Origin of the sequence: Phreatobacter sp. (assembly GCF_052440005.1) — a bacterium.
Lineage (GTDB): Bacteria > Pseudomonadota > Alphaproteobacteria > Rhizobiales > Phreatobacteraceae > Phreatobacter.
In genome coordinates, this window is sequence record NZ_JBQVQL010000037.1 from 1 (window position 1) to 25,954 (window position 25,954).

Annotated in this window: 19 protein-coding genes and 1 tRNA gene; 5 read left to right on the top strand and 15 right to left on the bottom strand. The window is 70.9% G+C overall.

Annotation, left to right across the window (positions count from 1 at the left end; genetic code table 11):
- The first annotated feature begins 210 nt into the window (after positions 1-210).
- A tRNA-Ser gene (locus ACT6XY_RS10955) sits at positions 211-300 on the top strand.
- 382 nt (positions 301-682) lie between these two features.
- Here the strand turns inward: ACT6XY_RS10955 and ACT6XY_RS10960 are convergent.
- From ACT6XY_RS10960 to ACT6XY_RS10980, 5 genes are all read right to left on the bottom strand, one after another.
- Entirely contained in the window at positions 683-1,759 is a 1,077-nt protein-coding gene (locus ACT6XY_RS10960) for an alpha/beta hydrolase (protein ID WP_444748376.1), read from the bottom strand.
- A gap of 170 nt (positions 1,760-1,929) precedes the next feature.
- The gene (locus ACT6XY_RS10965) at positions 1,930-2,772 is read right to left on the bottom strand and encodes a transglutaminase-like domain-containing protein (RefSeq protein ID WP_444748377.1); all 843 of its coding nucleotides are present in this window, start codon (positions 2,770-2,772) and stop codon (positions 1,930-1,932) included.
- A gap of 40 nt (positions 2,773-2,812) precedes the next feature.
- A complete protein-coding gene (locus ACT6XY_RS10970; RefSeq protein ID WP_444748378.1) occupies positions 2,813-3,109 on the bottom strand; it encodes a hypothetical protein in 297 nt (98 codons plus the stop codon).
- Between the two features lie 150 nt (positions 3,110-3,259).
- Positions 3,260-3,400, bottom strand: a complete 141-nt coding sequence (locus tag ACT6XY_RS10975; protein ID WP_444748379.1) for a hypothetical protein — start codon at positions 3,398-3,400, stop codon at positions 3,260-3,262.
- An 11-nt stretch (positions 3,401-3,411) separates the two neighbouring features.
- A complete protein-coding gene (locus ACT6XY_RS10980; RefSeq protein ID WP_444748380.1) occupies positions 3,412-3,684 on the bottom strand; it encodes a DUF1488 domain-containing protein in 273 nt (90 codons plus the stop codon).
- Positions 3,685-4,016: 332 nt separating this feature from the next.
- On the opposite strand from ACT6XY_RS10980, the gene ACT6XY_RS10985 reads away from it, so the two are divergent.
- Positions 4,017-4,607: a hypothetical protein gene (locus ACT6XY_RS10985; RefSeq protein ID WP_444748381.1), complete on the top strand. Its 591-nt coding sequence runs from the start codon at positions 4,017-4,019 to the stop codon at positions 4,605-4,607.
- Here ACT6XY_RS10985 and ACT6XY_RS10990 read toward each other — a convergent pair.
- Complete coding sequence (locus tag ACT6XY_RS10990) at positions 4,585-5,004, bottom strand: DUF2177 family protein (protein WP_444748382.1); 420 nt, start codon at positions 5,002-5,004, stop codon at positions 4,585-4,587. The two genes, ACT6XY_RS10985 and ACT6XY_RS10990, sit on opposite strands and share 23 nt — an antisense overlap.
- A 255-nt stretch (positions 5,005-5,259) precedes the next feature.
- On the opposite strand from ACT6XY_RS10990, the gene ACT6XY_RS10995 reads away from it, so the two are divergent.
- A complete protein-coding gene (locus tag ACT6XY_RS10995) occupies positions 5,260-5,661 on the top strand; it encodes a thiol-disulfide oxidoreductase DCC family protein (RefSeq protein ID WP_444748383.1) in 402 nt (133 codons plus the stop codon).
- Here the strand turns inward: ACT6XY_RS10995 and ACT6XY_RS11000 are convergent.
- From ACT6XY_RS11000 to ACT6XY_RS11020, 5 genes are all read right to left on the bottom strand, one after another.
- Positions 5,651-6,256: a histidine phosphatase family protein gene (locus ACT6XY_RS11000; RefSeq protein ID WP_444748384.1), complete on the bottom strand. Its 606-nt coding sequence runs from the start codon at positions 6,254-6,256 to the stop codon at positions 5,651-5,653. The two genes, ACT6XY_RS10995 and ACT6XY_RS11000, sit on opposite strands and share 11 nt — an antisense overlap.
- 60 nt (positions 6,257-6,316) lie before the next feature.
- Complete coding sequence (locus ACT6XY_RS11005) at positions 6,317-6,628, bottom strand: DUF190 domain-containing protein (RefSeq protein ID WP_444748385.1); 312 nt, start codon at positions 6,626-6,628, stop codon at positions 6,317-6,319.
- Positions 6,625-7,575 (bottom strand): sodium-dependent bicarbonate transport family permease, encoded by a 951-nt coding sequence (locus tag ACT6XY_RS11010; RefSeq protein ID WP_444748386.1) that lies wholly within the window; start codon positions 7,573-7,575, stop codon positions 6,625-6,627. The genes ACT6XY_RS11005 and ACT6XY_RS11010 overlap by 4 nt, the downstream gene beginning before the upstream one ends.
- A gap of 8 nt (positions 7,576-7,583) precedes the next feature.
- Positions 7,584-8,597: a TerC family protein gene (locus ACT6XY_RS11015; protein ID WP_444748387.1), complete on the bottom strand. Its 1,014-nt coding sequence runs from the start codon at positions 8,595-8,597 to the stop codon at positions 7,584-7,586.
- 170 nt (positions 8,598-8,767) lie between these two features.
- Positions 8,768-9,517 (bottom strand): aspartate/glutamate racemase family protein, encoded by a 750-nt coding sequence (locus ACT6XY_RS11020; protein WP_444748388.1) that lies wholly within the window; start codon positions 9,515-9,517, stop codon positions 8,768-8,770.
- Positions 9,518-9,708: 191 nt separating this feature from the next.
- Between ACT6XY_RS11020 and ACT6XY_RS11025 the strand changes: the two genes are divergently transcribed.
- Positions 9,709-10,143 (top strand): DUF3429 domain-containing protein, encoded by a 435-nt coding sequence (locus ACT6XY_RS11025; protein ID WP_444748389.1) that lies wholly within the window; start codon positions 9,709-9,711, stop codon positions 10,141-10,143.
- Positions 10,144-10,164: 21 nt separating this feature from the next.
- Here the strand turns inward: ACT6XY_RS11025 and ACT6XY_RS11030 are convergent, their stop codons facing one another.
- From ACT6XY_RS11030 to ACT6XY_RS11045, 4 genes are all read right to left on the bottom strand, one after another.
- Entirely contained in the window at positions 10,165-10,401 is a 237-nt protein-coding gene (locus ACT6XY_RS11030) for a hypothetical protein (protein ID WP_444748390.1), read from the bottom strand.
- A gap of 144 nt (positions 10,402-10,545) precedes the next feature.
- On the bottom strand, positions 10,546-10,755 hold the full coding sequence (locus ACT6XY_RS11035) for a cold-shock protein (RefSeq protein ID WP_296575429.1): 210 nt from the start codon (positions 10,753-10,755) through the stop codon (positions 10,546-10,548).
- Between the two features lie 329 nt (positions 10,756-11,084).
- Positions 11,085-11,399: a hypothetical protein gene (locus ACT6XY_RS11040; RefSeq protein WP_444748391.1), complete on the bottom strand. Its 315-nt coding sequence runs from the start codon at positions 11,397-11,399 to the stop codon at positions 11,085-11,087.
- A 5-nt stretch (positions 11,400-11,404) separates the two neighbouring features.
- Complete coding sequence (locus ACT6XY_RS11045; RefSeq protein WP_444748392.1) at positions 11,405-11,938, bottom strand: GNAT family N-acetyltransferase; 534 nt, start codon at positions 11,936-11,938, stop codon at positions 11,405-11,407.
- A gap of 243 nt (positions 11,939-12,181) precedes the next feature.
- Between ACT6XY_RS11045 and ACT6XY_RS11050 the strand changes: the two genes are divergently transcribed.
- Positions 12,182-25,867, top strand: coding sequence for an Ig-like domain-containing protein (locus tag ACT6XY_RS11050; protein WP_444748393.1), 13,686 nt, complete (start codon positions 12,182-12,184; stop codon positions 25,865-25,867).
- Positions 25,868-25,954 lie beyond the last annotated feature (87 nt).

The window sequence follows — 25,954 nt, forward strand, 5'->3', positions numbered from 1 at the left end:
CGGCAGAGGCAGCGCCCCGCACCGCCGGCACCCGCGTTGCCACGCGCAGCGCTGCGCCGCGGGCGGTCGCACCGGCCGCACCCCGCGACGACAACCGCTATTTCACGGAGTGGTATCTGCGCCGCTGAGCCCCGCCCGGCGGGCGGGGGGAGATAAACCGGCTCACTGCCTTGCAATTCCCCGGCGGGGCCTTTATGCAGCGCCTTCCGTGGACAGGTGGCCGAGTGGTTGAAGGCGCACGCCTGGAAAGTGTGTATACGGGGAACCGTATCGCGGGTTCGAATCCCGCCCTGTCCGCCATCCAACCTGCGCAAGCCTTTGACGTCCGTGCTGAAAACAGCACCGGCCCAGGACAGGACCCGTCACTGGTCCCAACGCGGAGGTTCGCAGGACCGCCAGCAGACGTCCGTCACCATCGGGGCGTGGTCGCCCGCACTGCGCAGCGGCTGCGGCGGTGACCTCTGCCGGCCCCGAAGCGATCGCCAGAGCACGCTGGAAGTCCGCTCGGCGTTTGACGCCGCCACAGTGACCGGCCCGCTGCATTACCGCCGTCCAAAGGGGCAGCGACGAGTCCTGCGCGCGGCACGAGGACCGGCCGGTTTCGGGCCGCCAGATTGCCGAGGGCCGTTCTACTGGATCGCTCCGGATGGTCCCGAGTGCGCTGCCGCATCCAGGCCAGTCGTCAATCCAGGCCTGTCTCGGCGAGAAACTGCGAGACCAGATCGGCGATCCGGATGTTGTTCAGGTCCGAGAAAGGGAAATGCGTGTTGCCCCGGATACCGGCCTCGGGCAGGTGAACGAGGGTGGCCTTGCCCCCATGCCGGTTGATCGCGTCGCGCCACAGGCGCGCCATCTCCAGACGCCCTCGCCAAGCATCCTGCGTCGGAACGTCAGTGGGCGCGACCGGAATGTTGTCACCGAAGACGATGTAGATCGGCACCCGCGTGAGCGCCATGAAGTCCGAGAGGGGCGCTGGCACACCCGTGACGGTATCCAGGCTCGTCGCGACAGGTGGCGGGACGGCACCCTCGGGGAAGATGAAGCCGCCGCTCGGTTCGAAGGCGACCACGGCCCGCACCTGATCGGACTTGATGACGGTCAGCCATCCCAGTTCCCCGCTTTGAGAGTGGGTCATCAGAATGGATGGCCCGATCCTTCGTAGAAGCGCAGCTGCGGCATCAGAGAACAGAGTGCCGTCAAACGGCCCGGTATTGGGCGTCATGGCGCGAAAATACTGGTTGAGGGTGTCCGGGCCGCGATCGAATTGCACGCCGGCGAAATAGTCTGGCCAAATCCCGACCCTGAAAGCGCCAAACAGAAATTGCTCGTCAGCTGTGGGCGTGATCATGGTCTGTACGGCAGAGCGGCCAGCATTGCCGCGCCGCGGCTGATCGATCAGATACGTGGCGTACCGGCGGCGGAGGAAGATGGTCTGGAAGCCCTCGCGGCCATCGGGTGTCGTTTCCCACGTCTTCGAGAACTGGCCCGCGCCATGCCACATGACGATCGGGTATCGCCGCCGGTTCGTGGGTATCTGGTAGAAGGCGTAAAGGTGGTCACCGTGGAACGTCTGGCCGGCGGCGCTGAGTGGCCTGCGGGGATCGAAGGTTCCCGGCACTGTCGTGACGGTGCCACCGGCGGCAAAGCTCCCCTGTTCCTGGATCGACATGGGGGGCGCGGATTGGGCCCAGCCCGCACCCGGGACCAGCAAGATCATCGTGGTCGCGGCCGTTCTGAACAGGCTCGTCAACACGTGCATCCCCTTTCGAGATCCGAGGTCGGAGTCTTGCGTCGGTCAACCGCGGACCCGCGTGGCTGGACCCTGGGGCGCGAACATCGTCCAGACTGCTCGCGTCCCGACCCGGCGGCGCAGCACCGGCGGAAATCTGCGGCGTGCGCGGAGCGTCGCGGCGACTGATCGCCCCAGCGCTATGTCGCCGGCCCGGTCGGCTTGCCGTCCGCATCGACATGGGTCACGTCGTAGGCCCAGACGCGGAACGACTTCAGCACGTGCGGCCCGAAGGAATTGATGAGCGGGACGTCGGCCGCGTCGCGGCCGCGCGCCACCACGATCCGGCCGATGCGCGGCTTGTTGTTGCGCGGGTCGAAGGTCATCCAGCCGCCGTCGAGATAGCCCTCGATCCAGGCGCTGAAATCCATCGGGTCGACGATGGGCACGCCGATGTCGCCGAGATAGCCGTTCACGTAGCGGGCCGGGATGTTCAGGCAGCGGCAGAGCGCCACCGCGAGGTGCGCATAGTCGCGGCACACGCCGATCCGCTCGTCATAGGCTTCCGCCGCGGTGCGGGTGGAGCGGGCGTCGAGATAGCCGAACCGGATGTGGCCGTGCACGAAGTCGCAGATCGCCTGCACCCGGCCCCAGCCCGGCGGGATCTGGCCGAAGCGGTCCCAGGCCATCTGGCTGAGCCGGTCGGTCTCGCAGTAGCGGCTGCCGAGGAGGTAGATGAGGCAGTCGTCCGGAAGGTCCGCCACCGGTACCTCGCGGGCGTCCGGAAAGGCCTCGTCGTGACGGCCGCTGTCCTCGATAGTGCCGTCGGCCCACAGGGCGAGATCCCCCACCGGCGCCGTGAAGCGCCGGCAGAGATTGCCGTAGAGATCGACATAGGTGCGGCTGGGGACGAAGGGCGTGGTCACCAGCTCCTCCGCCTTGCGGATGTCCTGCATCCGGTCGGCATGGGCGTTGAGCAGGCACACCATCGGCGTCGGCGCCGTGCAGGTGACGGTGATGTCGTAGCCGTAGCGGATCAGCATGGTGCGCCCGCCCGGCCCGGCGCCCGGCTCTCGGCCGCGATCACGAGGCCACGGCCTTTTCGGAAGCGGCGACCGGCACGGCCTTGGTAACGGCCCGGACCGGCTTCTTGCGCACCTTCTTCACGGGCGGGGGCGATTCCAGCGCGATGCGGGCGGCCTCGGCGGCTTCGGCGGCCTCCTTCTCGAGGCGAAGCGTGCGCAGTCGGGCCATGTTGGCCATGCGTGCGGTCCGCAGCTTCTCCTCGGCCGCGAAGGCCTCGCGCTGGCGCCGCTCGGCGCCGTCGAGGCCCGGATGCGCTTTGGCGCGTCCCTCGAGGTTCGGTTTGCGATAGGCCATCGGAACGTGCTCCCGTCGTGTCGGAGGGGCGCGCGCCCCGCAAATGACCGCCCCGCATCCGGCGCCCGCTCCCCGTCGGTGCAGGGAGTGTGGCGCGGGCACGGGCCGGCGCGATCGTCAAAGCCGGCCGGCCCTGCGGCCGGGCCGGCGCTATTTCTTCCGGGCCGCGGCGGCGTCCAGGATCTTCTTCTGGACGGCAGCGAAGCTGGTGGTGGCGGCGGGCGCCTCCGCCGCCTTCGGCTTCTTCGGTTTCTTGGCTTCGCGGTTGCCGCGCGAGTCGCTTCTGGCCATTGCGGCCTCCTTTACGAACGGTCGAATGACGTGACGGAGAGGCGGTAGATGCTCTGCCGGCCGCGCGCGTGGGCGAGGCCCGCCGCCGTCTGGATGCGGCTGCGGTTGGCGTCGAAGGCCCTGAGGAGCGAGCTCTCGTCGTCGGCGCTGTGGGGGCTCAGCCGCTGCAGGGCGTCGGCATCCACCTCGAAGGTGAACTCGAACTGCGACTCGTGGCCCCAGAACCGGACGGACCGGCGCGAGGCGTCGTAGCTGCGGGCGGCATTGGGGAAGGCGAGGGGCACGGCGATCTCCGGTCTCGGGGGCGATGCGTCCTGGAGGCTCTCCTCCATCGGTGCATCGACACCGAGCCGGCCGGCGCGGAAGCGTGCGGGGATGCCCCGCGAACCGCTGCCTGCCGCGCGCGCCGCCCGCATCCGTCCCGCTGGGGACAAGGCTGCCGGTGCGCACATGACAACAGATGGTGTCTCGCGCCGGAAACGCGAGGGTGCGGCCCATGCTTATTTCCGCGCGACGTCCCGGCGGCAGGGGCATCCACGCGCCGCCCTGCGATCCGATCGGCGGTTTCGGCTGTATGGAAAGAGGGACCGTGGCGCCCGGCGCCGGAAGGATGACGATGATCGCTCGAGCGAAACGGACAGCCGCCGCCCTCTGGGCCTATTTCGACGGCGCGACGCCGCGCAGCGCCCTCGCCGCCTCCGTCGCCTTCATCGTCGTCTCGAACCAGCCGTTCTATCCCCTCTACCTCTATTTTCTGCTCGGCGGCCGCGCCTGGCCGGCGCTGCTGACCTGGGGTTCGGCGCCGCTCTTCGCCGCCGTGCCGCGGGTTGCGCGGTCGGGCGAGGCGCGGGGGGGCGCCCTGTTGCTCGTCGCCGGCATGGCCAATACCGCGCTGTGCACCGTGGCGATGGGGCCGGTCTCGGGCGTGGAGCTCTTCTACCTGCCGTGCCTCGTCCTCGCCCTGCTGCTCTTCACCGGCCGCGACCGTTCCGTCGCCATCGTCGCCACCCTCGTCGCCACCGGCGCCCTCATGGTGGCCGTGCGGCTCGCCGGCGCCGAGGGGCTGGTCACGGTGACGGCGGAGGAGGCAACCTCGCTCCGCCGCATCAATGCCTTCAGTGTCGCCGGGCTCCTCACCGTCATGGCCTGGATGTCGCGGCGCCTCTGGTGGCCGGCCGCCGCCCTCACGCCCCCGGGCGGACGCTGATGCGGCGGGCGACCGCGACGCCGATGACGGCCGACGCGGCGGTCAGGAAAGTCCCCCACAGCGTGTCGACGACCACGAGGTTCCAGCTCCACAGCCGCATGGTGGCGTGATTGGTCAGTTCGTAGGTCATGTAGGCGAAGAAGCCGAAGGCCGCGCCGTTGATCGCCGCCGTCGCCAGCGAGCCGTCGGCAAGGGCGGGCCGACTGGCGAAGAAGACGATCCCTGCGGGAAACAGCAGGTAGAAGAGGACCGCCGGGGCGATCCGCGCCTCCTGCAGCAGAACGTCGCCGAGAACGGCCCGGAACATCGGCACGCCCAGGGTCATCAGATAGGGCACGTCGATGAGGACGAAGGCGAGGAAGGTGACTCCATAGGCGGTGGCGAGGCGGGCGGTCATCGGGCGGTGTCTCCTCGGGTGCGGGCGCGACGGGCTGGTCCGAAGGGGCCCGGCAAGGGCAACGGCCGGATGCGCCCCTCGTTCCGTCGCAGGTCCTGCCGGTTACGTCGCACGCCGGGCGGCGGACCACCGGCGGGCATGGGCCGCAGCCCGGTGCAGCGTCGTGACGCGGCGGCCGTTGACGAAACCGCCGGCGCCCCGACGGCGTATCACTGACGACGGCTCTCGAAGCCGCCGCTTGCGGAGGACCGCCCGATGACCCCTCCCGCCGACAAGCCGACCGTCTTCTTCGACGGGTCCTGCCCGCTCTGCCGGGCCGAGATCGACCTCTACCGCCGCCAGGACGGCGAGCAACGCCTCTGCTTCGTCGACGTCTCGCAGACTGACGCCCCGCCCGCTTCCGGCCTCACGGCGGGCGAGGCCATGGCGCGGTTCCATGTGCGCGAGGCCGACGGCACGCTGCGCTCCGGCGCCGCCGCCTTCGTGGCGCTCTGGGCCCATGTTCCCGGCTGGCGCTGGCTCGCAAGGGTCGCACGCCTGCCGGGCGTCACGGCGGTTCTCGAAGGCGCCTACCGCCTGTTCCTGCCGGTGCGCCCGTTCCTCTCGCGCACCTTCGGCCGCTGGCAGGCGCGCCGCGCCCGCCGGCTCAGGGCCTGATCCGGCCGGCGACGCGCCAGCCGCTGCCGTCCCGCTCCAGCACGATGCCCTCGCCCGAGGCGGGGAAAATGCCGGTCAGCGCGGTGATGTTGACCTGATGGGTGACGACGACGAGCGCGCCAGGTCCGCTCCAGCGGCCGAGAACGGCACGCGCCGCCTCGGTCTGGGCCGGCCCCGTGGCGCGGTCGCCGAAGAACGAATTGAAGGCCGGCGCATCCTCCCCCCGTCCGGGAAAGGCCAGCGCGGCGGTCTCGCGGGTGCGGCACCACTGGGAGGTCAGCACCGCCCCGACCGCGATGCCGCGGCCGGCGAAGGCTGCGCCGATCCGCCGCGCCTGGTCGCGTCCCGCGGCGTCGAGGTTGCGCTGGCTGCCGCAGTCGCCGATCCGCATCCCCGGCGGGTCACCGCCGCCCGGCGCATTGGCATGGCGGAACAGCACGACGCCGCCCGCGGCGAGAACCTCCCACGCGCGGCCCGCGTCCTGCGCCAGCGCCGGAGAGGAGGGCGTGAGCAGCCCCGCCGCCGCCAGCAGCAAAGCCGCACGGGCGAGGGTCCGGAACCGCAGGCCGATGGCCAAGGAGAGCGCCTGTGTCATGGCATCCGCTACGCCGGCGGGCGGCGCGGGGATCCCTCGCACACGCGGAGGTGATCGGCCTCAGAACCGCTCGGGACGGATGACCTCGACGTCGCTCACCCAGACCAGCAGGCCGTGGCTGTCGAGCAAGGGCGTCAGCGCCTCCACCAGCTCCCGCGCATGGGTTTCGGTGGTGATGGTGAAGACCAGCGCCTTGGCGGAGGCGCCGGCGATCTGGTCGTCCGACCAGGCGTTGAGCCGCCCGCCGCCCGCCGCCACCGGCAGCACCGTGTAGCCGGTGACGCCGCAGCGCTTCACCACCTCGACGATGCGCCGCACCAGCGGCTGGTCGGCGAGGATCTCCACCTTCTTGCGTCGGGCCGTGCTGTTCATGACGCCAACCACCGTGCGAGCAGCGACACGGCGGGAATGCCGAGCGCGATGTTGAAGGGGAAGGTCACCGCCAGCGACATGGCGAGCGACAGGCCGGCATCGGCCTGCGGCAGGGCGAGGCGCATCGCCGCCGGCACGGCGATGTAGGAGGCGCTGGCCGCGAGGATGCCGAGGGCCGCGGCCGAGCCTGCGTCGAGCCCGATCAGGTGGCCGACCACCGTGCCGACCGTGCCGTTCATCACCGGCATCAGGACGCCGAGGCCGGCGAGGCGGAGGGTCAGCGACCGTGTCTCCCGGAGCCGGCGGATGGCGATCAGGCCCATGTCGAGAAGGAAGAGGCAGAGGATGCCGCGGAAGCCGCCGTCGAAGACGGGCGCGATGGGCGCAAAGCCCTCCTTGCCGACGATGAGGCCGATGGCGAAGCTGCCGAGCAGCAGGACGACCGTCCCGTTGAGCAGCGTCTCGCGCAGCAGTTCGCCGCGCTCGTGGGCGTCGGAGGAGCCGCTGCCCTTGGCGAGGAGGAGGCCGGCGATGATGGCGGGCGTCTCCATCAGCGCCAGCACCGCCACCATGAAGCCCGCCGGCGCCATGCCGGCCGCCTTCAGCATCTCGCTGCCCGCCACGAAGGTGACGACGCTCACCGAGCCGTAGTGGGCCGCGACCGCCGCGGCGTCGATGCGCCCGAGCCGCCCGATGCCGCGCAGCAGCGCGAAGGCCGCGAGCGGGATGAGGCAGCTCAGCGCCAGGCCCGCCACGGCCGCCGCCGCCATGGTCGGCGAGAAGCCGCCCTCCGCCACCTGCACGCCGCCCTTCAGGCCGATGGCGGCCATCAGGTAGAGCGCCATCCCCTTGGCGATGGGCTCGGGGATGGCGAGGTCGGAGCGGGCGGCTGCCGCCAGCGCGCCGAGCACGAAGAACAGGATGACGGGGGAGAGAAGAACGTCCATGCGCTACCTTATGCAGTCCCCTGTCCCGCGTGGGACGTCCGGCCGCGGGTCTTCCACAGGCTGTAGAGCACGCCGCCGGCCAGGAGGCCGAAGGTGACGCCCAGCGAGACTGCCGGCGGCACCTTGTCGATGCCGAGGAGATCGGCGGCGAAGACCTTGGCACCGATGAAGATCAGCACCAGCGCCAGCGCCGTCTTCAGGTAGTGGAAGCGGTGGACCATCGCGGCCAGGGCGAAATAGAGGGCGCGCAGGCCGAGAATGGCGAAGATGTTCGACGTGTAGACGATGAAGGGATCGGTGGTGATGGCGAAGATGGCCGGCACCGAGTCGACCGCGAAGATCACGTCGGCGATCTCGATCAGCACCAGCGCCATGAACAGCGGCGTCATGAACCAGACGGTCCGGCCGCTCTCGGGCGCCTTCGGGTCGGGCAGCCGGACGAAGAATTTCTCGCCATGGTGGCCGTCGGTGACGTTGAACCGCCGGCGCATGAAGGCGAGCACCGGGTTGGTCGAGATGTCGGTCTCGCCTTCCTTGAAGACGAGCATCTTCACGCCGGTGGCGACGAGGAAGACGGCGAAGACCGACAGCACCCAGGAGAACTGGCTGACCACGGCGGCGCCGACGCCGATCATGATCGCGCGCAGCACGATGACGCCGATGATGCCCCAGAACAGCACGCGGTGCTGGTATTTCCGCGGCACGGCGAAGAAGGCGAAAATCATGGCGATGACGAAGACGTTGTCCATCGCCAGCGCCTTCTCCACCGCGAAGCCGGTGAGATAGTTCATGCCCGCTTCCGCGCCGAGGGCCCACCAGACCCAGGCGCCGAAGGCGACGCCGAGCGAGATGTAGAAGGCGGAGAGGAGAAGGCTCTCGCGCGTCTCGATCTCCCGGTGCCCGCGATGGAGCACGCCGAGGTCGAGGACCAGCAGCACGACGACGATGCCGAGGAAGGCGAGCCACATCCAGACGGGCTTGGTCAGCCAGACGGAGAACAGAAAGGTGGTGATGAGTTCCATGATCGGACCCGAATCTCGAGGTTGCGAGACGATCCGACATCATGGCGTACGCCATCAGAGGGGCCCGGATCGGCGGCGAAAAGCCTTCCGATCGTGGCTGAAATGCGGCGCCTAGCGCCGGTACCGGAGGACAGGCGCCGCCTGCGACCACGCGCCTCAGGCGGCAAGTGTCAGGCGTCGCGATGCTCGAACCGGCGGCGCAGGGGCTCGGAAATGCCGGTGCAGGTCTTCGCGGCAGGCCGCCGGAAGGTGCCGACCGTCGCCTTGGCCGGCCGGAGCGCCGCCAGCGCCTCGGCCTGCTTCACGGCCGCCTGGATGCCGTCGACGAGGGGCACCGGCACACGGTCGCGGACCGTCTGGGCGAGGCCCGAGAGCGGCGCGCCGGCGAGGATCACGACGTCCGCCTCGTGCTCCGCCACCACCCGGTTGGCGAGGTCGACGAGGGCGGCCTCCTTCTCCTCCTGCACGTCGGCGAGCGAGGTGAAGGCGCCCTGCAGCGCGAAGATGCCGGCGCAGCGGCCGCGCAGCCCGTTCCAGTCGAGGCACTCGTGATACCAGGGCACGAGCCCGCCGGAGAAGGTGACGATGGCGAAGGAGCGGCCGAGCATGCAGGCGGTCAGCATGGCCGCCTCCGCCATGCCCACCACCGGAAAGTCGAAGAGCTCGCGCGCGCCACCGAGGCCCGGATCGCCGAAGGCGGCGACGACAGCGGCATCGATCCCCTCGTCGGCTTCCGCCAGCATCTCCAGCGCCACGGCCGAGCCGATCACCGCGTCGGCGCGGGTGGCGATATAGGGCACGCCGCGTGGCGCGGTCCGGCCGATCAGTTGGGTCTGCGGCGCCTTCACCGCGGCGGCTGCAGCCATCAGGCGGTCCGTGACGGCGGCGCTGGTGTTCGGGTTGGCGATGAGGAGGCGCATGGCGGGCTCGGAAGATCGAAGGTCGGCGACGCGACCAGTGGTAACGTCTCGCCCTCGCGCGGTCACGCCCCGTCTGCCTGACCCGAAAGGCGTCGGCGAGCGTAAGGATCCCCGTGCGCCAAGACGGGCGCGACGGGCAAGCGCAGGCGGGATCGATGGCGGCGAATGAAACGGAAGACGGGAATGCGCCGATGCCGGCGGTCACCCTCTGGCTCGGGGTGGGCGGTCTCGTGCCCTTCGTCGTCCTGGCCGTGGCGCTCCTCGCCGGCGCGTCGCTGCCGCTGGTCGGCGGCGAGGCCGCGATCCGCGCGGCCCTGATGGCCTACGCGGTTGCCATCCTGTCGTTCCTCGGCGGCGTCCGCTGGGGCATCGCCATGGGCTATGGCGACGCGCGCCTGGCGACCCGCGACTACGTCATCGCCGTCGTGCCGGCGATCATCGGCTGGGGGGCCACGCTGCTGCCGGCGACGCCCGGCCTGTGGGCGATGGCTCTCGCCTTCGTCCTGCTTGGCCTGATGGATTACGGCCTCGCCTGCCGGACCGTCGCGCCGGAATGGTACGGACGGCTCCGCCTCGCGCTCAGCGCCGCCGTCTCGCTGGCGCTGGGGACCGCGGCGCTGGCCTGACCCGGCCTCGCCGACGGGGTGTCAGGCGGCTTTGGTCCGGCGGACGCGGACCTTCGGCAGCGCGGCGGCTGCGGCGCGGTCGATCGCATCCTTGCGCTCGCGGGCGAGGCGCAGCTCGCGCAGCTTGTTCATGTTCTCGGTGCGGGCGCTGTTCGAATCCGCAATGTCCGAGAACACGCGGTCACGGGTGATCGACTGCTTCTGCACCTTGAGGAAAGCGGCGTTGGCCTTCTGGTGCGACGGGGACGGATCATTCATGGGGCGATACTCCGGTCGGGTCTGGACGGCCGCTGCGGCCGCGGGAAACAAAAAAGGCCAGGCGTGAGCCCGGCCTTCCCTATCAATTCGCCTTGTCGCTGGTCCCAGTACATCCGTGGTGACCGGACATAAGGCGAAGTGCAATCAAGCAGCCTGGAGCTGTTCGGCCGCCATCTTGCCCGACTTGTTGTCGCGCATGACTTCGTAACCGAGCTTCTGGCCCTCGACGATGTCGCGCATTCCGGCGCGCTCGACGGCAGAGATGTGGACGAAAACGTCGGCGCCGCCGTCATCCGGCTGAATGAAGCCGAAACCCTTGGTGGCGTTGAACCATTTCACTGTGCCGGTGGTCATGAAGAACCCTCCCTTTTGGCAATAGTAGACCTCCGCGCGGCTGCGCGTCGGGGTAGAACGATTTTCGAAAGGGGGAAGTTCGTCAGGAGCGCGCCGAAGCGGCAATAAACAAAGTTCAGCCGAGCAAACATCGATGTCGTCTTATAGGGGCATTTCACGACGGAGGCAAGAAAAATATTCCAGGCATCCTTTTCACCACTTGGCAAGAGGCCAGGCGGCGACCGAAAACATGGAAAATATTTGATCCGCGGAGGCGGAGATTGCCGGCCTCGGCTGCCGTGCCCAGAGCACCGACGGATGCGGTCGGCAGGGGGTTGCTCCCGGCCGGGTCAGGTGTCCCGGTCGGCTCCACGCCCGGCCTCGTCCGCCCGCCGCGTGCGCAGCCTGACATAGAGGGCGCCGGCGCCCATGCCGGTGAACAGGGCCGCGACGTGGCCGATCTGGTAGGCAATCGGCCAGCCGCCACAGACGATGCGCTCGCCCTGCCGTTCGGCGCGCCAGCGGCTGTCGCGCGAACAGTGCTCGGGACCCGCTGCCGCCGGTACGGCCAGCAGCAGAAACAGGCCCCAGCCGAGCATCGGCAGCACGGCGATGCCACCGGCGACAAGCTTCTGGCGCAATGGCAGTCGCTCGAAGGCAGACATGCGGCTCAGCCCGGGTCCGCCGCGAGCGTGTCGCCCGCGCCGAGGGGCCGCTGCATCAGCACGCTGTCGATCCAGCGGCCATGCTTCCAGCCGATGGACGGCAGTACGCCCACCACGGTGAAGCCGCAGGCGCGGTGCAGCGCGATCGAACCGTGGTTGCCGAGGTTGCCGATGACCGCGATCATCTGCCGGTAGCCGCCGCCCGCGCAGTCGTCGATCAGCCGGGTCAGCAGTGCCTTGCCGACGCCGCGGCCCTTGGCCGTCGGCGCCACATAGACCGAGTTCTCGCAGGTGAAGCGATAGCCCGGGCGGCTCCGATAGGCGCTGGCATAGGCATAGCCCACCACCGCTCCGTCGATCTCGGCGACGAGATAGGGATAGCCGGCCGAGAGGATGGCCTCCTGCCGCCTCGCCATCTCCGCCGCGTCCGGCGGCTCGTATTCGAAGGAGGCGACCCCCTCCGCGACGTTCGGGCCGTAGATGGCGGTGATGGCGGGAACGTCGGCGGCGGTGGCGGGGCGGAGGGACAATGGCGGCACGGCGGACCTTCGGTAGCGATGCGGAGCCCTCATTGTCCTGAGGTCGGGCCCCTGCGCAAGGCGCCTCGCGGCGTCCCTGCCATCGCCGACCGGAGGGCCGGGGTGTCGAGGCTTCCGAAGGGTTGGCAGGGGGCCGGACAGCAGACCGGGCGCGCGGCGTCCTTCTGCGCTGGATGAGACGACAGATGGTAAAAGTCGTGCAAATGTCAGCTGCGGAAGTCTGCCCCCGACAGGTCTTGTTACATGCCCAGTTCGTCAAACTACGATGCCCTCGCCGGTTTTCCGACGTCCGGTCTCGACCTGACGGAAGACGCTTTGCAGGACGGTTCGGCGGGCGTTGCCATCGCCGAGGCCGTCTACGCGCAGGCCGGGGCGGGCGTCACCACGGCGAACGGCATCGCCCTCATCCGCCAGGTGGCGATCGATCTCGCCCTCGCGCCGGGACAGGCGCTCACCGCCTTCGCCGCGCGCCTGTCGGCGCTGCAGGGCAATACCGAGCCGCTCGACAGCGTCGGCGCGGCGCTGGTGCAGTTCATCGCGCCAGGCGATCCGCTGACCTCCGCCACGACCAACGGGATCGTCTGGGCCGTCGACGGGGGGCAGGCGACCTATGCCGAGGCCGCCGCCATCCTGATGGCCATGGCGAAGACCGGCGGCGACGGCGCCGCGGTCGAGGCCGGCTTCGGCCTTGCCCGCCTGGCGGGACTGGCGGGCAACTACAGTGGCGGCAGCGAGGGCGGCAGCGAAGGAGGCAGTGAGGGCGGCGGTGGCGGCCAGACCTCGCCCTTCCCGGCCTCCGCGGCGATCGCGCTGGTCGATACGGCGCTGGTCAACGGCGATATCGGCCTCCGGCAGGCCCTGACCATGTTTTCCGCCATGGCGATCGGCAACGATTCCGCCACGTGGACTCCGGCCAGCACCGCGATTGAGGCCCTCATCGCGGCCGCCCCCGCCAACGTGAACCTGGCCATCACGGCTCTCGCAGTGGCGGCGAAGTTCCGCCCCGATTTCACCTGGGCCGCCGCCAACAAGATCAGCGTTCTGGCGGGTGACGCCGGCGCCGACATGGCCTACGCCGACGTTGCCGCGGTGCTGCATGCGGAGGCGGTCGACGGCGGGATTCCCGCCGCCACGGTCATCGGCCTCTTGGTCTACCTGCGTCCGTCCTATCAGGGGCAGCCGGATGAAGCGACGACCCGGGCGACCCTGGCGGGCGAGTTCGCGGCGCTGATCGACCAGGGCCTGATCGGCGTCGATGCCGGCTTCACCGCGCTGATGGCGGTGACCGGCTCGGGCCTTGACGGGACGCAGCTTCTCGTCGCGATCGCCGATGCCGACGCGGATCTGCTCGTCCCGGCCGCCCGCTCCTTCGCCACACTGGTGGACGTCCTCTACAGCGACTTCTTCCGCCCGAACCAGTTCGTCTCGCCCTCGATGGCGGTGACCGTGCTGAACAACGCGGTCAGCGGCGGCGACCTGACGGCCGTGGAGGCCATGACCTTCTTCGCCGCCATGGGGGCGCGCGGCGGCAGTCCGGTCATCCTCGCCCAGAACGCCCTGCACAATGCCGGCGACGGCGTGCGCGGCATGGTGCAGAACGGCGTCATTTCGGGCGCCGATGCCGCCGCCGCCCTCGCTGCCGCCCTCGATCCGCTCGGCGTTGCGGCGCAGGACGGCATCCGCATTCTCGTCGCCATCGGTTCCAACGGCGCCTTTTCGCTGGGCGGCTTCACGCCGAACCAGAGCCTCATGGCCGGCATGGCCTCGGCGCTCGCCGGCTACATCCATGACAAGGGCCTGACGGCGGCGGACGTCGCCGCCGGCGCGGGCACCGCCTTCGTCTCGGGTGCGGGCGGCAACGGGGCGACCCTCCTCGTCCTGACGGCGATCCAGCTCGCCACGCTCGAGTCGGGCGGCGCCGCCCTGATGGGCGCCGCACTGGCCGATCTGGAGGGTGCCATCCCCCTCGGCACGTCCATGGGAGCGCTCCGCAGCCATCTCAGCGCGGGGACCATCGACGGCGATGTCGCCCTCGACCTGCTGATCGGCTTTGCCGGCGCAGGAACGGACGTCGCACAGGTGCTGGCCGGTGGAGAGATCGGCTTCGCCATGGTCAGCGGCCGCCTCGGTGTGGCGGACGCCGTCGCCGGCATCGCCGGGGCCGTCACCGCAGGCCTTCTCACCTCGCCCGTCGCCGCGCTGGTTCTGGCCGCGACGGCCACGGCCCAGTTCGTCACCGCTCTCGCGGACGTGTACCAGGCGCTGGCGACCCAGCTCGACGGCGGTGCCGGACCGGTCGCCGGCTTTGCCGCGATCACGGCCGCCGTGGCGTCGGGCGCGCTGGACGAGGTGCGGGCCGTGAAGGCCGGAGGGACCGTCGCGGCCATCGGTTCGACGGCCGTCCGCAGCGCCGCGACCGAGGCGGTGGTCGATCTCGTGACGGCGGGCGACGTCACCGCCGCTGTGGTGGTCGCCACGCTCGTCGACGTCGCGGCGGCCGGATCCGCGGCGCTTCAGTCGGTCGCCGGCGAGCAGGTGGCGGCCCTCGTGTCCGCCGGGTTGATGACCGCCGCCGCGGCAGCGACGGCGATCAGCGACGCGGTCGGTGGCGCCGCCACGGCCACCCAGGCTCTGCAACTGCTCGCGCACCTCGCCGCCGCCGGCGGGACGGCCGTCGACACCGCGGTGCAGAGCGAGATCGCCGACCTGATCCTCGGGGGCGCGCTGACGCGGCAGACCGCCGTCGACACGCTCCAGGCCATGTTGCCCGGCGCCGGTCAGGCGCTGTCCGACGCGGTCAACGAGCAGCTCACCATCCTGCTCACCGACCCGCAGACCCTCGCGCAGACGGCCGGTCTCGGCACGGCGGCGCAGGTGCAGGCGGCCGCCAACGCTATCGCCCTCCTGCTGATCAGCGACCCGACCGGCGCTCAGCACGTGCTGGACGAACTCGCGCCCCGCATCGGCGCGGGCGACCTGACGGGCGGCCAGGCGGCCGACTTGCTCACCAGGCTCTACGCCCTCGGCGGCGGGGCCGAGACGGCGGCTCTCGCCACGATCGCCGCGCTGAAGGACGGCCAGACCGGCCCGGCCATCACCCCCGGCACCTTCATCGTACCGGTCCAGGTTCAGGTGGAAGCCGACATGCTGTCGCCTGCCGGGGCGCTGGTGCTTCTCGGCATCGATGCGCCCGGGGCGGTCACCCCGGTGGCGACCTCCGTGGCGTTCCTCGTCGCCAACGGTCACATGACCATCGCCGACGTGCAGGCGGCCGTCACCGCCGGCGACTTCCCGGCCGGCACCGCCATCGCTGCCTATGGGCGCATCGCCGCCGGTGGCGATCCCGCGGCGGGAGCCGCGGCGGTCGCGGCCATCGCCGCGCTCTCGACCGGTGGACCGGCCCTCGCCTCGGCCGCGCTCGACGCGCTGCTGACGCTGACGTCCGACGCTTCGGCCGCCATCCGCGCGCTCGGCTACGCGGGGCTGGACGACCTTGCCGCCGCTGTGCCGGGCATGGGCGCCGAGGCGTTCGGGCGTCTCTTCATCAACGTCATCGCCGTCGACGGCGGCATCCGTGGCGACGCCTATGCCGGGCTCGTTTCGCTGCTCTCGGCCGGCCGACTGACCGCCACCGACGCCAGGCTGCTCGTCGCGGCGGAGATCGCGGCGTCCAATCCGTCCCCGACGCTCTCGCCCGCCCAGGCGCTGGCGGTTCTCGTCGCGCTGACGGAGGTCGAGAGCGCCCGGGCGGAGATCTACGGCTACATCTTCCAGGCCACCCACGGAGCCGGCGCCTTCGATCCCGCGCTCGCCGTGACGGCGATCGCCAACGGCGTGACCGATGCGGACGGGCACCTGCGCGCCGCCGCGGAGGCGATCGCCCAGTTCGGCCCGACCCTCGGTCACCAGACGCTGATCACCCAGATCAACGCGGCGGGCAACCTGTCGGCCGCCGACCGTGCGATCCTGACGGCAGCGGTGGGCCTGACCCTCACCGATCCCCTGGCCCCGCGCGATTTCGGCGCGGCCGCCGCCGCGCAGATGACCGGCCTCGGCGCGCAGGACAAGGCCGCGGTGCTGGCCGCGATCGGTGACCTCGCGGTGCCCGATCCGAACGGCATCCTCGTGCCGAAGGTGATCAAGATCATGGTCGCCGTGTTCGGGGCGGGGCAGACGGAGGCGGCGCTCGCCGGCCTCGCGGCCCTGGTGCCGGACGTCGCCGTCGCGCCCGCCAGCGTCACGTCGCAGATCCTCCAGACCGTTGCCGCGGGCGAGGCCACCGCCGCGCTCGGGGTCGACATCCTGATCGGCCTCGCGGCGCATGGAGCTACCGGGTTCCCGTCCGCCGCCGCGGTGACGCTGAAGAACGGCCTCGCCGCCGGGACCATCGCCGTCGCCACGCTGACGAGCGGCGTCGATGCGGCCCTCGCGGCGGGTGCCGCGACGCCCGCCGCGATTCTCGACCTGCTCGAGGCGATCGTGCTGGCGCGCTTCGTCGACGTCGCGACGCAGGGCCTGACGGCACCCGGCGAGATCGCGCTGACGCAGTCGCTGGTCTCCGCGGCCAACGCCAAGTTCGCCGGCATGGTGGCCGCTGGACAGCTCACGGCCGCCGAGGTCGTCGGCGTCATCGTCCAGGGGGCGGCCGCCCTGGTGCCTGCCGCCCGGCTGGCGGCGGCGGAGCAGATCGCGTCCCTGGCCACGACGCTCTCGATGGGCGACGCCCATCTCGTCGAGACGGTGCTGGCCGACGTCGGCCAGGGGCTCACGGTCCTGGTGGCGGCGGAGCTCCTGGTCGGCATCGCCGGTGCGGGCGACGGCGACCTGCGCAAGAGCGTCGGCCACGCCCTGGCCGACCTCGTCGCCGACGGAACGCTGGCGGCGGGCGAGGCCCGGCAGGTGATCTACGCGCCCCTGCTCGCGGGGACCCTGGCCGCCGACGAGGCCGTCGACCTGCTCATCGGCTTCGTCGCCGGCGGCGGCGCAACCGCCAGCGGCCCGCTGCTCCACGCCATCGCCAGCAACAATCTCATCGCCCTGGCGACCCTCGCCGAACGCTTCGCCGCCGCGGCCGACGCCGGCGCGGTGACGGCCCTGCAGGTCGTCACGGCAGCGGTGGAAACGGCGCGGTTCTCCGGAAACATGGGCCAGCTCGCCACGTTCCTGAGCGCGCTGGTGGACGAGGGCGTCGTCACGTCCGGCGGGGCGATCGCCCTGCTCGCCGGCTTTATCGGCCCGACCGGATTGACGGCATCCTCGGTGATGGCCGTCGTCGCGGCGATGGCGCAGCAGTTGCCCGGTTCTGGCGAGATCTCGCTCGGCTCGGGCCTCGCCGACATCATCGCCGGTGGCGCGATGACCCTGGCCGATGCGACGGGCAGCCTCGATCTGGCGGTCGACGGCGATACCCAGTTCGGCATCCCGCCGTCGCTGTCCGTCGGCGAAGCCGTGTCGATCCTCGTCGGCATGACGCTGAACCATAGCCCCGCCTCCGTCGCGGCGGGCATACCCGGCGGTGCGCAGGCCCATATCGTGGCCCTGATCGGCTCCGACGGCCCGCGCATCGACGCGGCGATGGACGCCATCGCGGACTTCCTGGCGGCCGGCGACATCTCCGCCAGCCAGACGCTGCAACTGTTCCTCGGCCTTATCGCGACCGGCTCGCCGCAGGTCGGGACGGCGGCGCGGGCGACCATCGCCGATCTGGTCTCGCAGGGCTTCGTCAGCGAGCAGGATCTGGTGCCGGCCGTGCTGGCCGCCGCCGTGTCCACCGCCATTCCCGGGGCGACGGCGGTCGCGATGCTGGTGGAGTTCACCGGCGGCGATATCGAACCCGCCGCCTTCGCCAACCACCTGTCCTACCTGATCCGCCAGGGCGCGGTGACAGCGGGCGACGCGGTCCAGTCCTTCCTCGCCGCAGCGGCCGGTGTTCCCTCCCTCACCGACGCGATCATCACCGAGACGCTGTTCGCGCTGGCGATGAACGGTGCGGCGTTCAACGCCGGCAATCCCCATGGGCCGGCGACGGTCGCCGCCGCGGGTTTTGCGCTGGCCGAGATGCTGTCGGACGGCAGCCTCGCCGAGGCCGACTTCTTCGGGCTGTTCCAGGGGGTCCCCGGATCCGGCGGCGTGCCGGTCATGGCCGCGGTCCTGGCGCACGGCGTCGGTTCGCAGAGCCTCGCCGACGCCATCCGTGCGGCGATGCTCGACTACACGACGTGGAGCCTGTCGCCGGTCCAGTTCGCGCAGATCCTCGGCACCATGATCTCGCCCGAGGCCATCGCGCCGTCGGTCGGGCTGCCGCTGCTGACGAGCTTCCTCACCGAAGGCGTCGCGATGCAGGTCGGCATCGGCGCGGCGCTCGGCGCCATGCTCGCAGCCGGCGCCACCACCCGCTCCGCCATCGGCGACGCCCTCACCGCGACCGGGATCGTCAAGGCCCGGGCGATCGTCGCCGCCGCCGCGATGATCGATCCGGCCTCGCCACAGCATCCGGCGGATGCGCTGGCCATCGCCGAGCGCATCCTCCTGAGCTACCCGGTCCAGAACGACTGGCTGGAAGCCGCCGGGCTGGTCCGGGCGCTGGGCGATGCCATTCGCGTCGGCTACGCGGGCGGTGGGCTGAGGCCTGAACTCGGCGTGCAGGCGCTGTCGGTCTTTTCCCATGTCGGGAACAACGCCTTGCAGGCTGCCGCCGCCACCGAGATCGTGGCCCTCGTCACCTCTTTCGCATTGACCTCGGCGGCGATGTTCGGGGTGCTCGTGGAGACCGCGGCCGAAGCCGGCAGCTACCGCAACCTCGAAGCCCGCCAGATCGGCCATGTCGGCGCCGCGCTCGGCCTGACGGCCGACGAACTCGTCGCGTCCATCATAGCTTCGCGCAGCCAGGGGCCGACCATCGAGCAGGCGGTCGCCGTGCTGGCCGGGCTGACGTCCCTCAATCCGGCGACGCCCGGCGGCCTGTCCGATTCGAACCTCTACCCGCGCATCGGCATCGCCGTCGGCGAGGGCCTGCTTGATCTCGCACGCCAGCAGCAGGCGACCATCGCTCACCTGCTCGGCCTCATCGAGGCCAATGCCTCGGTGTCGCCGGACAACAAGGCGCTCATCGCCCTTGGCATGGCCGCGAACGGCACGGTGCAGGAGCGGCTGGACGTGGGCGCGGCGCTCGCCGGCTGGCCGTCGTTCGACATTCTCTCGCTGGCCCTCGACCCGCCCATTCCGGTGTCGGCCTTCGCGATGGTGTTGATGGGCATGGCCGCCGGCAGCGGCGGCAACAGTGTCCCGGCGGTCGTCGCCATCGGCTTTCTCATGCAGGCCGGCCGGATCTCGGCCGCCGACCTGACCTCCGACATCGCCGGGTCGGTCGCGACGGGCGCCATGGCACCTGACGAAGGTGTCACCGCGCTCGTCCGGCTGCTGGGCGTCAACTCGGCCTTCGCGGGCGATCCCGCCACTTTCCTGCGGACGTCGGTGGCCGATACGCTGGTCGCCATCGTTCAGGACGGCCACATCTCGGCGGCCGATGCCGTGACGGCGGCGATCGAGGCGGCCCACGGTCGCGGCGCTACCGTGACGGCGGAGGCGGGCTGGCTGATCGGCGCCGTCGTGCTGCAGGGCCTCCTGGCCGGCGAGACCGGCCTCGTCCTCCTTCAGGACGCCGTGGCGGGCGGAACGGTGACGGCCATCGAGGCCGCACGGATCATGGCCGGCCTCGCCGTCTTCCGCGACCAGCGAATTCCCACGCCGCCATCGCTCGATCTGCCGAGGCTCGCGGGCCATGCCCTCGGTGCGCTGGTGGAGGCCGGCGCGATCACCGCCGCCGATGCCGTCGACGCGGTTCATGCGTCGGCAACCCAGACCTTCAGCTTCCCCCACGTGCCGGGTGAAGTCGCCCTGCTGACCGCCCTGGCAGCTTATGGCGTTCCCGGCCTGCAGCAGGAAGTCGGCCACGCGCTCGGCCAGCTGATGGGCGGCACCCTGTCCGCTGCGGATGTTCTGGCCATCGTTCGGCAGGTCGCCGCGATCGCCGGAGGACCCACGGCCGCCGAGATCCTCGACGTCCTCGTCGCGGCGGCGGAGGTGGCGCCCATGGGGGCCGCGACCCCCATCGCGGGGGCCTTGCTGGCGATGGTCGGCGACGGGCTGGCGACCCTGGGCACGGCCCTGGCCGACATCCGCGCCGCGGTGGATGCCGGCACCCTGACGGCGGAGCGGGCCGTCTGGCTCCACGCCGGCTTCGCCAAGCTCGATGCCGGTCTCCGCGGTGCGATGGTTGCCGAGATCGAGGCGATGATCGGCGGGGGCGCGCTGACGGGTGAAGCAGCGCTGAAGGCGCTGTTCCGGTTCGCCACCGGGTTCAGCCCGACCCTCGACGACGCCGACCAGACCGTCGCGGCGCTCGTGGCAGGCTTGGTGCGAGACGGTTTCGCGACCGGGGGCGAGGCGCTCCAGTGGCTCATGCAGGCCGCCGTCGATCCCCTGGCCACGCTCAGCCAGGCGGCGCTGATGGCGCGCGACGGCCTCGTCTCCGCCGCCGACGCGGGATCGGCCATCTCGACGCTCTTCGTCGGCGGGCTTTCGCCGGAGCAACTCCGGCATCTGTTCCAGGTCGTGGGCGGCGAGGGCGTGCCCGTTCAGATCGCCCTCGCGATGGCGATCCACGCCACGGGCGCCGTGCCGGGCGGCGTGCTCGCGACCGCCATGGGCAACGCCCTCGGCGGCCTGGTCGCGAGTTTCGTCTCCAGCGGCGCGACCAGCCTCGCTACCGCCGTCGCGACACTCCATGGGCTGCATGAGGACGGCGACATCGCCGCGACCCGCGTGGTGCAGGCGATCATCGCCGCCGAGCGCCTTCTCTACGGCGACTTCCTTGACGGGTCAGGATCCGACGAGATCCGGACGCTCCTGCTCTCGGGCGACCTCACCTATCAGGCGCTCGATGCGCTCGTGCGCGCCGACATCGCCGACAACGGCGTCACGCCACGGCTCGGCCACCTTCTCTCCCGAGCGGGTCTCGATGACGACGCAGCCCACCAGACGGCCATGGGCCGCCTGCTCGGCGGCTGGTACGCGAACCAGGGGCTCGACATATCGGCCGCCTTCGACAACCACCCGGTCCTGGAATTGGCCGCCGCGAGCACCGGCGGCGTTGCCGTCCAGGCGCAGGCGGGCCTCGCCGCAGGCCGGCGGCTCTCCGCCTTCACGGCCGATGCGCCGGGCCTTGCCGCCGCCGCCGTCGAGATCGCGCGGTTGCAGCAGGCCGTCGCCGACGGGCTGATCGATCACGCCGCGATGGTGGTCATCCTCACCGCCATGGGCTCCCTCGCCGGCGGCGGCCCCGTGCCGCTGACGGCGTCGCGGGACGCCTTCGTGCAGATCATCGCCGAGGGCGACCTCACCGTTGCCGCGGCCTTCGACGCGGTGGATGCGACGACGCAGCACGTTGCGATCGTCCGTGTGGTCCAGTGGCTCGCCCACGTTGCCGCGGACACGGAGTCGCTGTCGGACACCGTCGCGGCCCGGCTCTACGCCTTCGCGACGCAGGGGCGACTGTCCGAAGCCCAGCTGCTCGGTGCCATCGGCGACGTCGCCGGCACCGCCCCGGCCATTACGGTGGTCGACGCGACGGCCCTCATCGTCGACCTCGCCGGCCTCGGCGGCACCGCCATGCAGCAGGAGGCGGGCACGCAGATCGCGACGCTGCTGCCGCGCGACCGCGCCGGCGTCCTCGACACCATCACCGCGGCGGTGAACGAGGGCAGCCTCTCCGGGGTGGGCGCGACCCGTGTTCTCGCGTCCGCCTTCGATGCGCTCGCGACCGATCCGGGCCAGACGACGGCGCTCGCCATCGGCGAGGCGCTGAAAGCCCTGGCAGCCGGTGGGCATCTCGACCTCGCCGCCGCGCTGCCGATCCTCATCGATGAGGCCACGGGGAGCACCGGCGCCCGTCCCACCGGCTTCGGCGTGCTGCTCCAGGCGGCGGGAATAGGCCCTCAGGCCGCCGCCGCCGTCACCGCGGCCGTCGACGCCGGCACGCTCGCCCCCGTGAAGGCGCTCGACATTCTGCTCGGTCTCTCCTTCGGCGACGGCTTCACCGGAGCGGATTTCGCAGCGGCGCGGCAGGCCATCGTCGGCCTCATCCAGGCCGGCACGGATCCGGCGGAGGTCTTCGGCCGCGCCCTCGCCGCGGGCACGCTCGACGCCGAGCAGATCGACCGCCTCGCCATGGATATCGGCCTCGTGGGCACCGAGGCCGCGGCGGCTGTGGCCGGCGCCTATTTCGCCGCCAAGGCGGAACGCTTCGGCCCAGCCGACGACCCGTTCTTCGCGGAGGCCCTGCCGCGGGCGGCCGTCGATTTCGTGAAGGTCCTCGCCGGGCAGATGACGCTCGCCCAGGCCATCGCCGACATCGACCAGTACACGGACGACAACGGTGGCTCGGCCCATGCCGCCCTGATCGCCCTCAAGTCGCTCCTGACCCAGTACAACCAGCCCGGCCTCGCCGGTCAGCTGAATGCGATTCTGATCGACCGCATCGTGCTCGGTGACCTGTCGGCGGAACTTGCCGGCCGCGTCGCGGAAGGTCTGACCGACGGCCGTGTCAACGGCGTCTTTGACGCGCGCGATCCCGACGCGATCACCTTCGCGGAAGCCCGCGATCTCCTCGCCTGGGAATCGACGCGCGCCTTGCTGCCCGAGCAGACGAATTTCACCTTCTACCAGTTCGCCAACGACGTGCTCGTCAACTACGACGTGCGCCGTTCGGCGATCGAGCCCGTCAACATCCAGGAGACCCTGAACACGCTGCTGCTCGGCGACAACTATTCGCCGAGCTTCCCCGGCGTCGGCCGCATTTCCTACGCCTACGACCAGTCGCTGGCCGTGCTGGTCGAACTGCTCGCCGAACGCCAGGGTGGGTTCACGTCCGACTACAACGACGCGCTGGCCGTGCTCAGCCGCCGCCTCGTCCATGGCAGTGCCGAAGACCTCCTCATCCGGGAATACGCCGCCGGCAATCTCTCGCTCGACCAGGTATTCGGGGCGCTGGACCGCCTGGTGACCGCCTCCAGCATCGGCTCGGCCGGCGCCGATCCGGAGATCATGCACGACATCGCCCTGTCGTGGCTGCACCTGCGGGCGAAGCTCTACCTGAAGGCCAATCCCTCCGATCCCGGCCTGGTCCGCGACCTCCTCTTCCAGCTCTCGGACGTCGACTACCAGGACGACCTGCTGGCCGGCTACGGCGTCCTGATGCACCTGACCTCGGGGGCGGGCGCGATCACCGAGCTCGAGAAGGTGGAGGTCTATGACGCCGTTCGCGGCATCATCCGCTCGACCGTCAGCCCGACCATGACGATGAGCGAGGCGGACCAGAAGTTCTTCGCCGCTGTGGAGAAGGTCGCGGTCGGCCTCGAGGCGATGTTCAACCTGACCCCGCTCGGGGCCGCCTATCTCCACGTCGGCACCAACCCGACCGACTTCGACGCCTATGCCCGGTTCGGCGGTCAGATCGCCGCGCAGGCGGGGACGAGCGCGATCATCAACGCGGCCTTCGCCGGCACGCCCGTCGGGCTCATGCTCACCGGGACCCAGATGGGCGCCAAGATCGGCCTCTATTTTCTGGCGATGGGCGCGGTGCAGGACGCCCTCGGCGAAGGGCCGACGCTCTACCTGCGCGGCCAGCTCACCATGGCCTCCGCCACCGCGAGCCTCCTCGGCAACACCATGTCGAAGCTCGGCTCGCTGGCGGCCGAGACCGTCATCGAAAGCACGGTGCATTTTGTCGCCTTCGGCGAGGCCGTGCGCAGCGGCGACCCCGAGGCGATCGCCAGCGCGACGCTCGACATCGCCATGGACTATTACAAGCTCCAGACCGGCGTGGATCTCCGCCTCTATGGCGTCGTCGGCGAGCGGTTCGCCGATTTCATGGTCCACCTGTTCACCGGCGACACCGGCAAGCTCGGCGACGACGTTAGGGCGCTGGGCAGCGCCTTCCTCGATACGATCATCAAGAACGTCTACCTCGCCGCGATCGGCGAGAAGATCTTTGAGTATGCCCAGACGATCAACGGCGCCCTCTCCGACATCAACGACTCCTACCGCATTCTCGGCTACCGGATCGCCGACGGTGCGCTGCTGGTCGGCACTGGTCTCGACCAGTTCGGCAACGTGCTGCGCGACATGGCGCACAAGGTGGGCGACTGGGTCACCGACATCGGCGACGACATCCTGTCGGGCCTCGGCCTCGACGGCTATATCGCCGGCGCCACGGTCTTCTCGGACGCCAACTTCAACGGCCAGCTCGACCCCGGCGAGACCAGCACCACCACGGACGCCCGCGGCGTCTACACGATCGCGGCGGGTGCCGCTCCGCTGGTGCTGGTCGGCGGCACCGACATCTCCACCAACCTGCCCTTCGTCGGCAAGCTCACCGCGCCCGCCGGATCGACGGTGATCACGCCGCTGACGACGCTGGTCCAGAAGGTCGCGTCCACCGGCAGCGGCGACCCGGCCGAGGCGCAGCAGAAGCTGACCTTCGCGCTCGGCCTGTCGCCCGATCTCGACATCAACGATCTCGACACCATCGCTGCGACCAAGGCGGGAACGGCGGGAGCGGCCGAGGCCTTCGCCATCGCGGCGGGCATCCTCAACACGGTCGCCATGATCGAGGCGGCCTCCGGGGCGACCGACGCCTTCGCCGCCATCGCGGCGCGGGTGGCGGCGGCCGGCAGCGGGCAGGTGATCGACCTCGCCGATCCCGCCACGGTCGCGGCCATCGTCTCCGCCGCCGGCCTGACCGGACAGGTCGCCGCCAGCGTCTCGGCGATGGTGGTGGCGAGCAATGCGCTGCTCGACCAGATCATGTCCGCGGCGGCGACTCCTGACGAGCTTCTGTCGGCGGTGACCGCGGCCAGCATCGTGGCGCAGAAGACGGCGGCCGACGCGATCGAGGCCGCCGGCACCGATCCGCTGGCGCTGGACGCCGCCGCGGCCGCCTTCACCGGAGCCGCTCTCCTCAACCAGGCCGTGGCGGCGCGCTCGCAGGTGGGGTCCTTCGACGGCGGCTTCCTGCCGTCCAATGTCGCGCCGATCGCCGGCGACGATACCGTCTCTGCCGATCTCCATGGGACGGTCAGGCTCAACGTGCTCGCCAACGACAGCGATGCCGATGCCGGCGACGTGCTCACCGTGGTGACGATCCAGCTCACCGGCGGCCAGTCGATCGCTGTTCCGACCTCCGGCACGGCGGTGGTGGAGACGGCCCATGGGCGCCTCCTCATCGCCGCCGACGGCTCGCTGACCTTCGAGGCCACCCGGGCCGGCAACCTCACCCCCGGCCAGAGCACCGTCGACAGCATCACCTACACCGTGGCCGACAAGGCCGGCGCGACCGACACGGCCAGCGTCGCCATCGACATCACCTGGCGTGATCCCTCGGTCAGCGACACCTTCGACTTCGCCTTCACCGCGGCTCAGGTCGAGTTCCGCGGCAACATGGCGCTGCTCACTGCCCCGGACGGCACGGTTCACGACGTGAGCGGCCTCGGTCGGCTGACCTTCTCCGATGGCGCCATCGTCCGCGACGACGGCTCGCCGCTGGTCGACGATCTGTTCTACTACGCCCGCAATCCCGACGTCTGGGCCGCGAAGATCGATCCGGAAGCTCACTACGGCAGCGTCGGCTGGCGCGAGGGCCGCGACCCCAACGCCTTCTTCTCCACCGCGAGCTACCCGCTCATCGATCCCAGCGGCTCATGGGGCAAGATCAACCCGCTGATCCATTACGAGCTCTACGGCTGGCGGGACGGCCGCGATCCCGGCCCGAACTTCGACACCAGCGCTTATCTCGCCGCCCATCCGGAACTCGCCGCCGCCGGCATCAATCCGCTCGCCCACTACCTGACCAGCGCCGGGCAGATCGCATGAGCCGGGACCCTCGAAGGCTTGCGCGCCCCGGCGCGGGGCAGCGCTCCTCCACGCTTCGCGGGCCGGCTGTTGCAGCGCGGATACAGG

Excerpts from the sequence above, each read along its gene's own strand:
- ACT6XY_RS10960 (WP_444748376.1), bottom strand. The coding sequence starts at position 1,759 with ATGCACGTGTTGACGAGCCTGTTCAGAACGGCCGCGACCACGATGATC.
- ACT6XY_RS10965 (WP_444748377.1), bottom strand. The coding sequence starts at position 2,772 with ATGCTGATCCGCTACGGCTACGACATCACCGTCACCTGCACGGCGCCG.
- ACT6XY_RS10970 (WP_444748378.1), bottom strand. The coding sequence starts at position 3,109 with ATGGCCTATCGCAAACCGAACCTCGAGGGACGCGCCAAAGCGCATCCG.
- ACT6XY_RS10975 (WP_444748379.1), bottom strand. The coding sequence starts at position 3,400 with ATGGCCAGAAGCGACTCGCGCGGCAACCGCGAAGCCAAGAAACCGAAG.
- ACT6XY_RS10985 (WP_444748381.1), top strand. The coding sequence starts at position 4,017 with ATGATCGCTCGAGCGAAACGGACAGCCGCCGCCCTCTGGGCCTATTTC.
- ACT6XY_RS10990 (WP_444748382.1), bottom strand. The coding sequence starts at position 5,004 with ATGACCGCCCGCCTCGCCACCGCCTATGGAGTCACCTTCCTCGCCTTC.
- ACT6XY_RS10995 (WP_444748383.1), top strand. The coding sequence starts at position 5,260 with ATGACCCCTCCCGCCGACAAGCCGACCGTCTTCTTCGACGGGTCCTGC.
- ACT6XY_RS11000 (WP_444748384.1), bottom strand. The coding sequence starts at position 6,256 with ATGACACAGGCGCTCTCCTTGGCCATCGGCCTGCGGTTCCGGACCCTC.
- ACT6XY_RS11005 (WP_444748385.1), bottom strand. The coding sequence starts at position 6,628 with ATGAACAGCACGGCCCGACGCAAGAAGGTGGAGATCCTCGCCGACCAG.
- ACT6XY_RS11010 (WP_444748386.1), bottom strand. The coding sequence starts at position 7,575 with ATGGACGTTCTTCTCTCCCCCGTCATCCTGTTCTTCGTGCTCGGCGCG.
- ACT6XY_RS11015 (WP_444748387.1), bottom strand. The coding sequence starts at position 8,597 with ATGGAACTCATCACCACCTTTCTGTTCTCCGTCTGGCTGACCAAGCCC.
- ACT6XY_RS11020 (WP_444748388.1), bottom strand. The coding sequence starts at position 9,517 with ATGCGCCTCCTCATCGCCAACCCGAACACCAGCGCCGCCGTCACGGAC.
- ACT6XY_RS11025 (WP_444748389.1), top strand. The coding sequence starts at position 9,709 with ATGCCGGCGGTCACCCTCTGGCTCGGGGTGGGCGGTCTCGTGCCCTTC.
- ACT6XY_RS11030 (WP_444748390.1), bottom strand. The coding sequence starts at position 10,401 with ATGAATGATCCGTCCCCGTCGCACCAGAAGGCCAACGCCGCTTTCCTC.
- ACT6XY_RS11035 (WP_296575429.1), bottom strand. The coding sequence starts at position 10,755 with ATGACCACCGGCACAGTGAAATGGTTCAACGCCACCAAGGGTTTCGGC.
- ACT6XY_RS11040 (WP_444748391.1), bottom strand. The coding sequence starts at position 11,399 with ATGTCTGCCTTCGAGCGACTGCCATTGCGCCAGAAGCTTGTCGCCGGT.
- ACT6XY_RS11050 (WP_444748393.1), top strand. The coding sequence starts at position 12,182 with ATGCCCAGTTCGTCAAACTACGATGCCCTCGCCGGTTTTCCGACGTCC.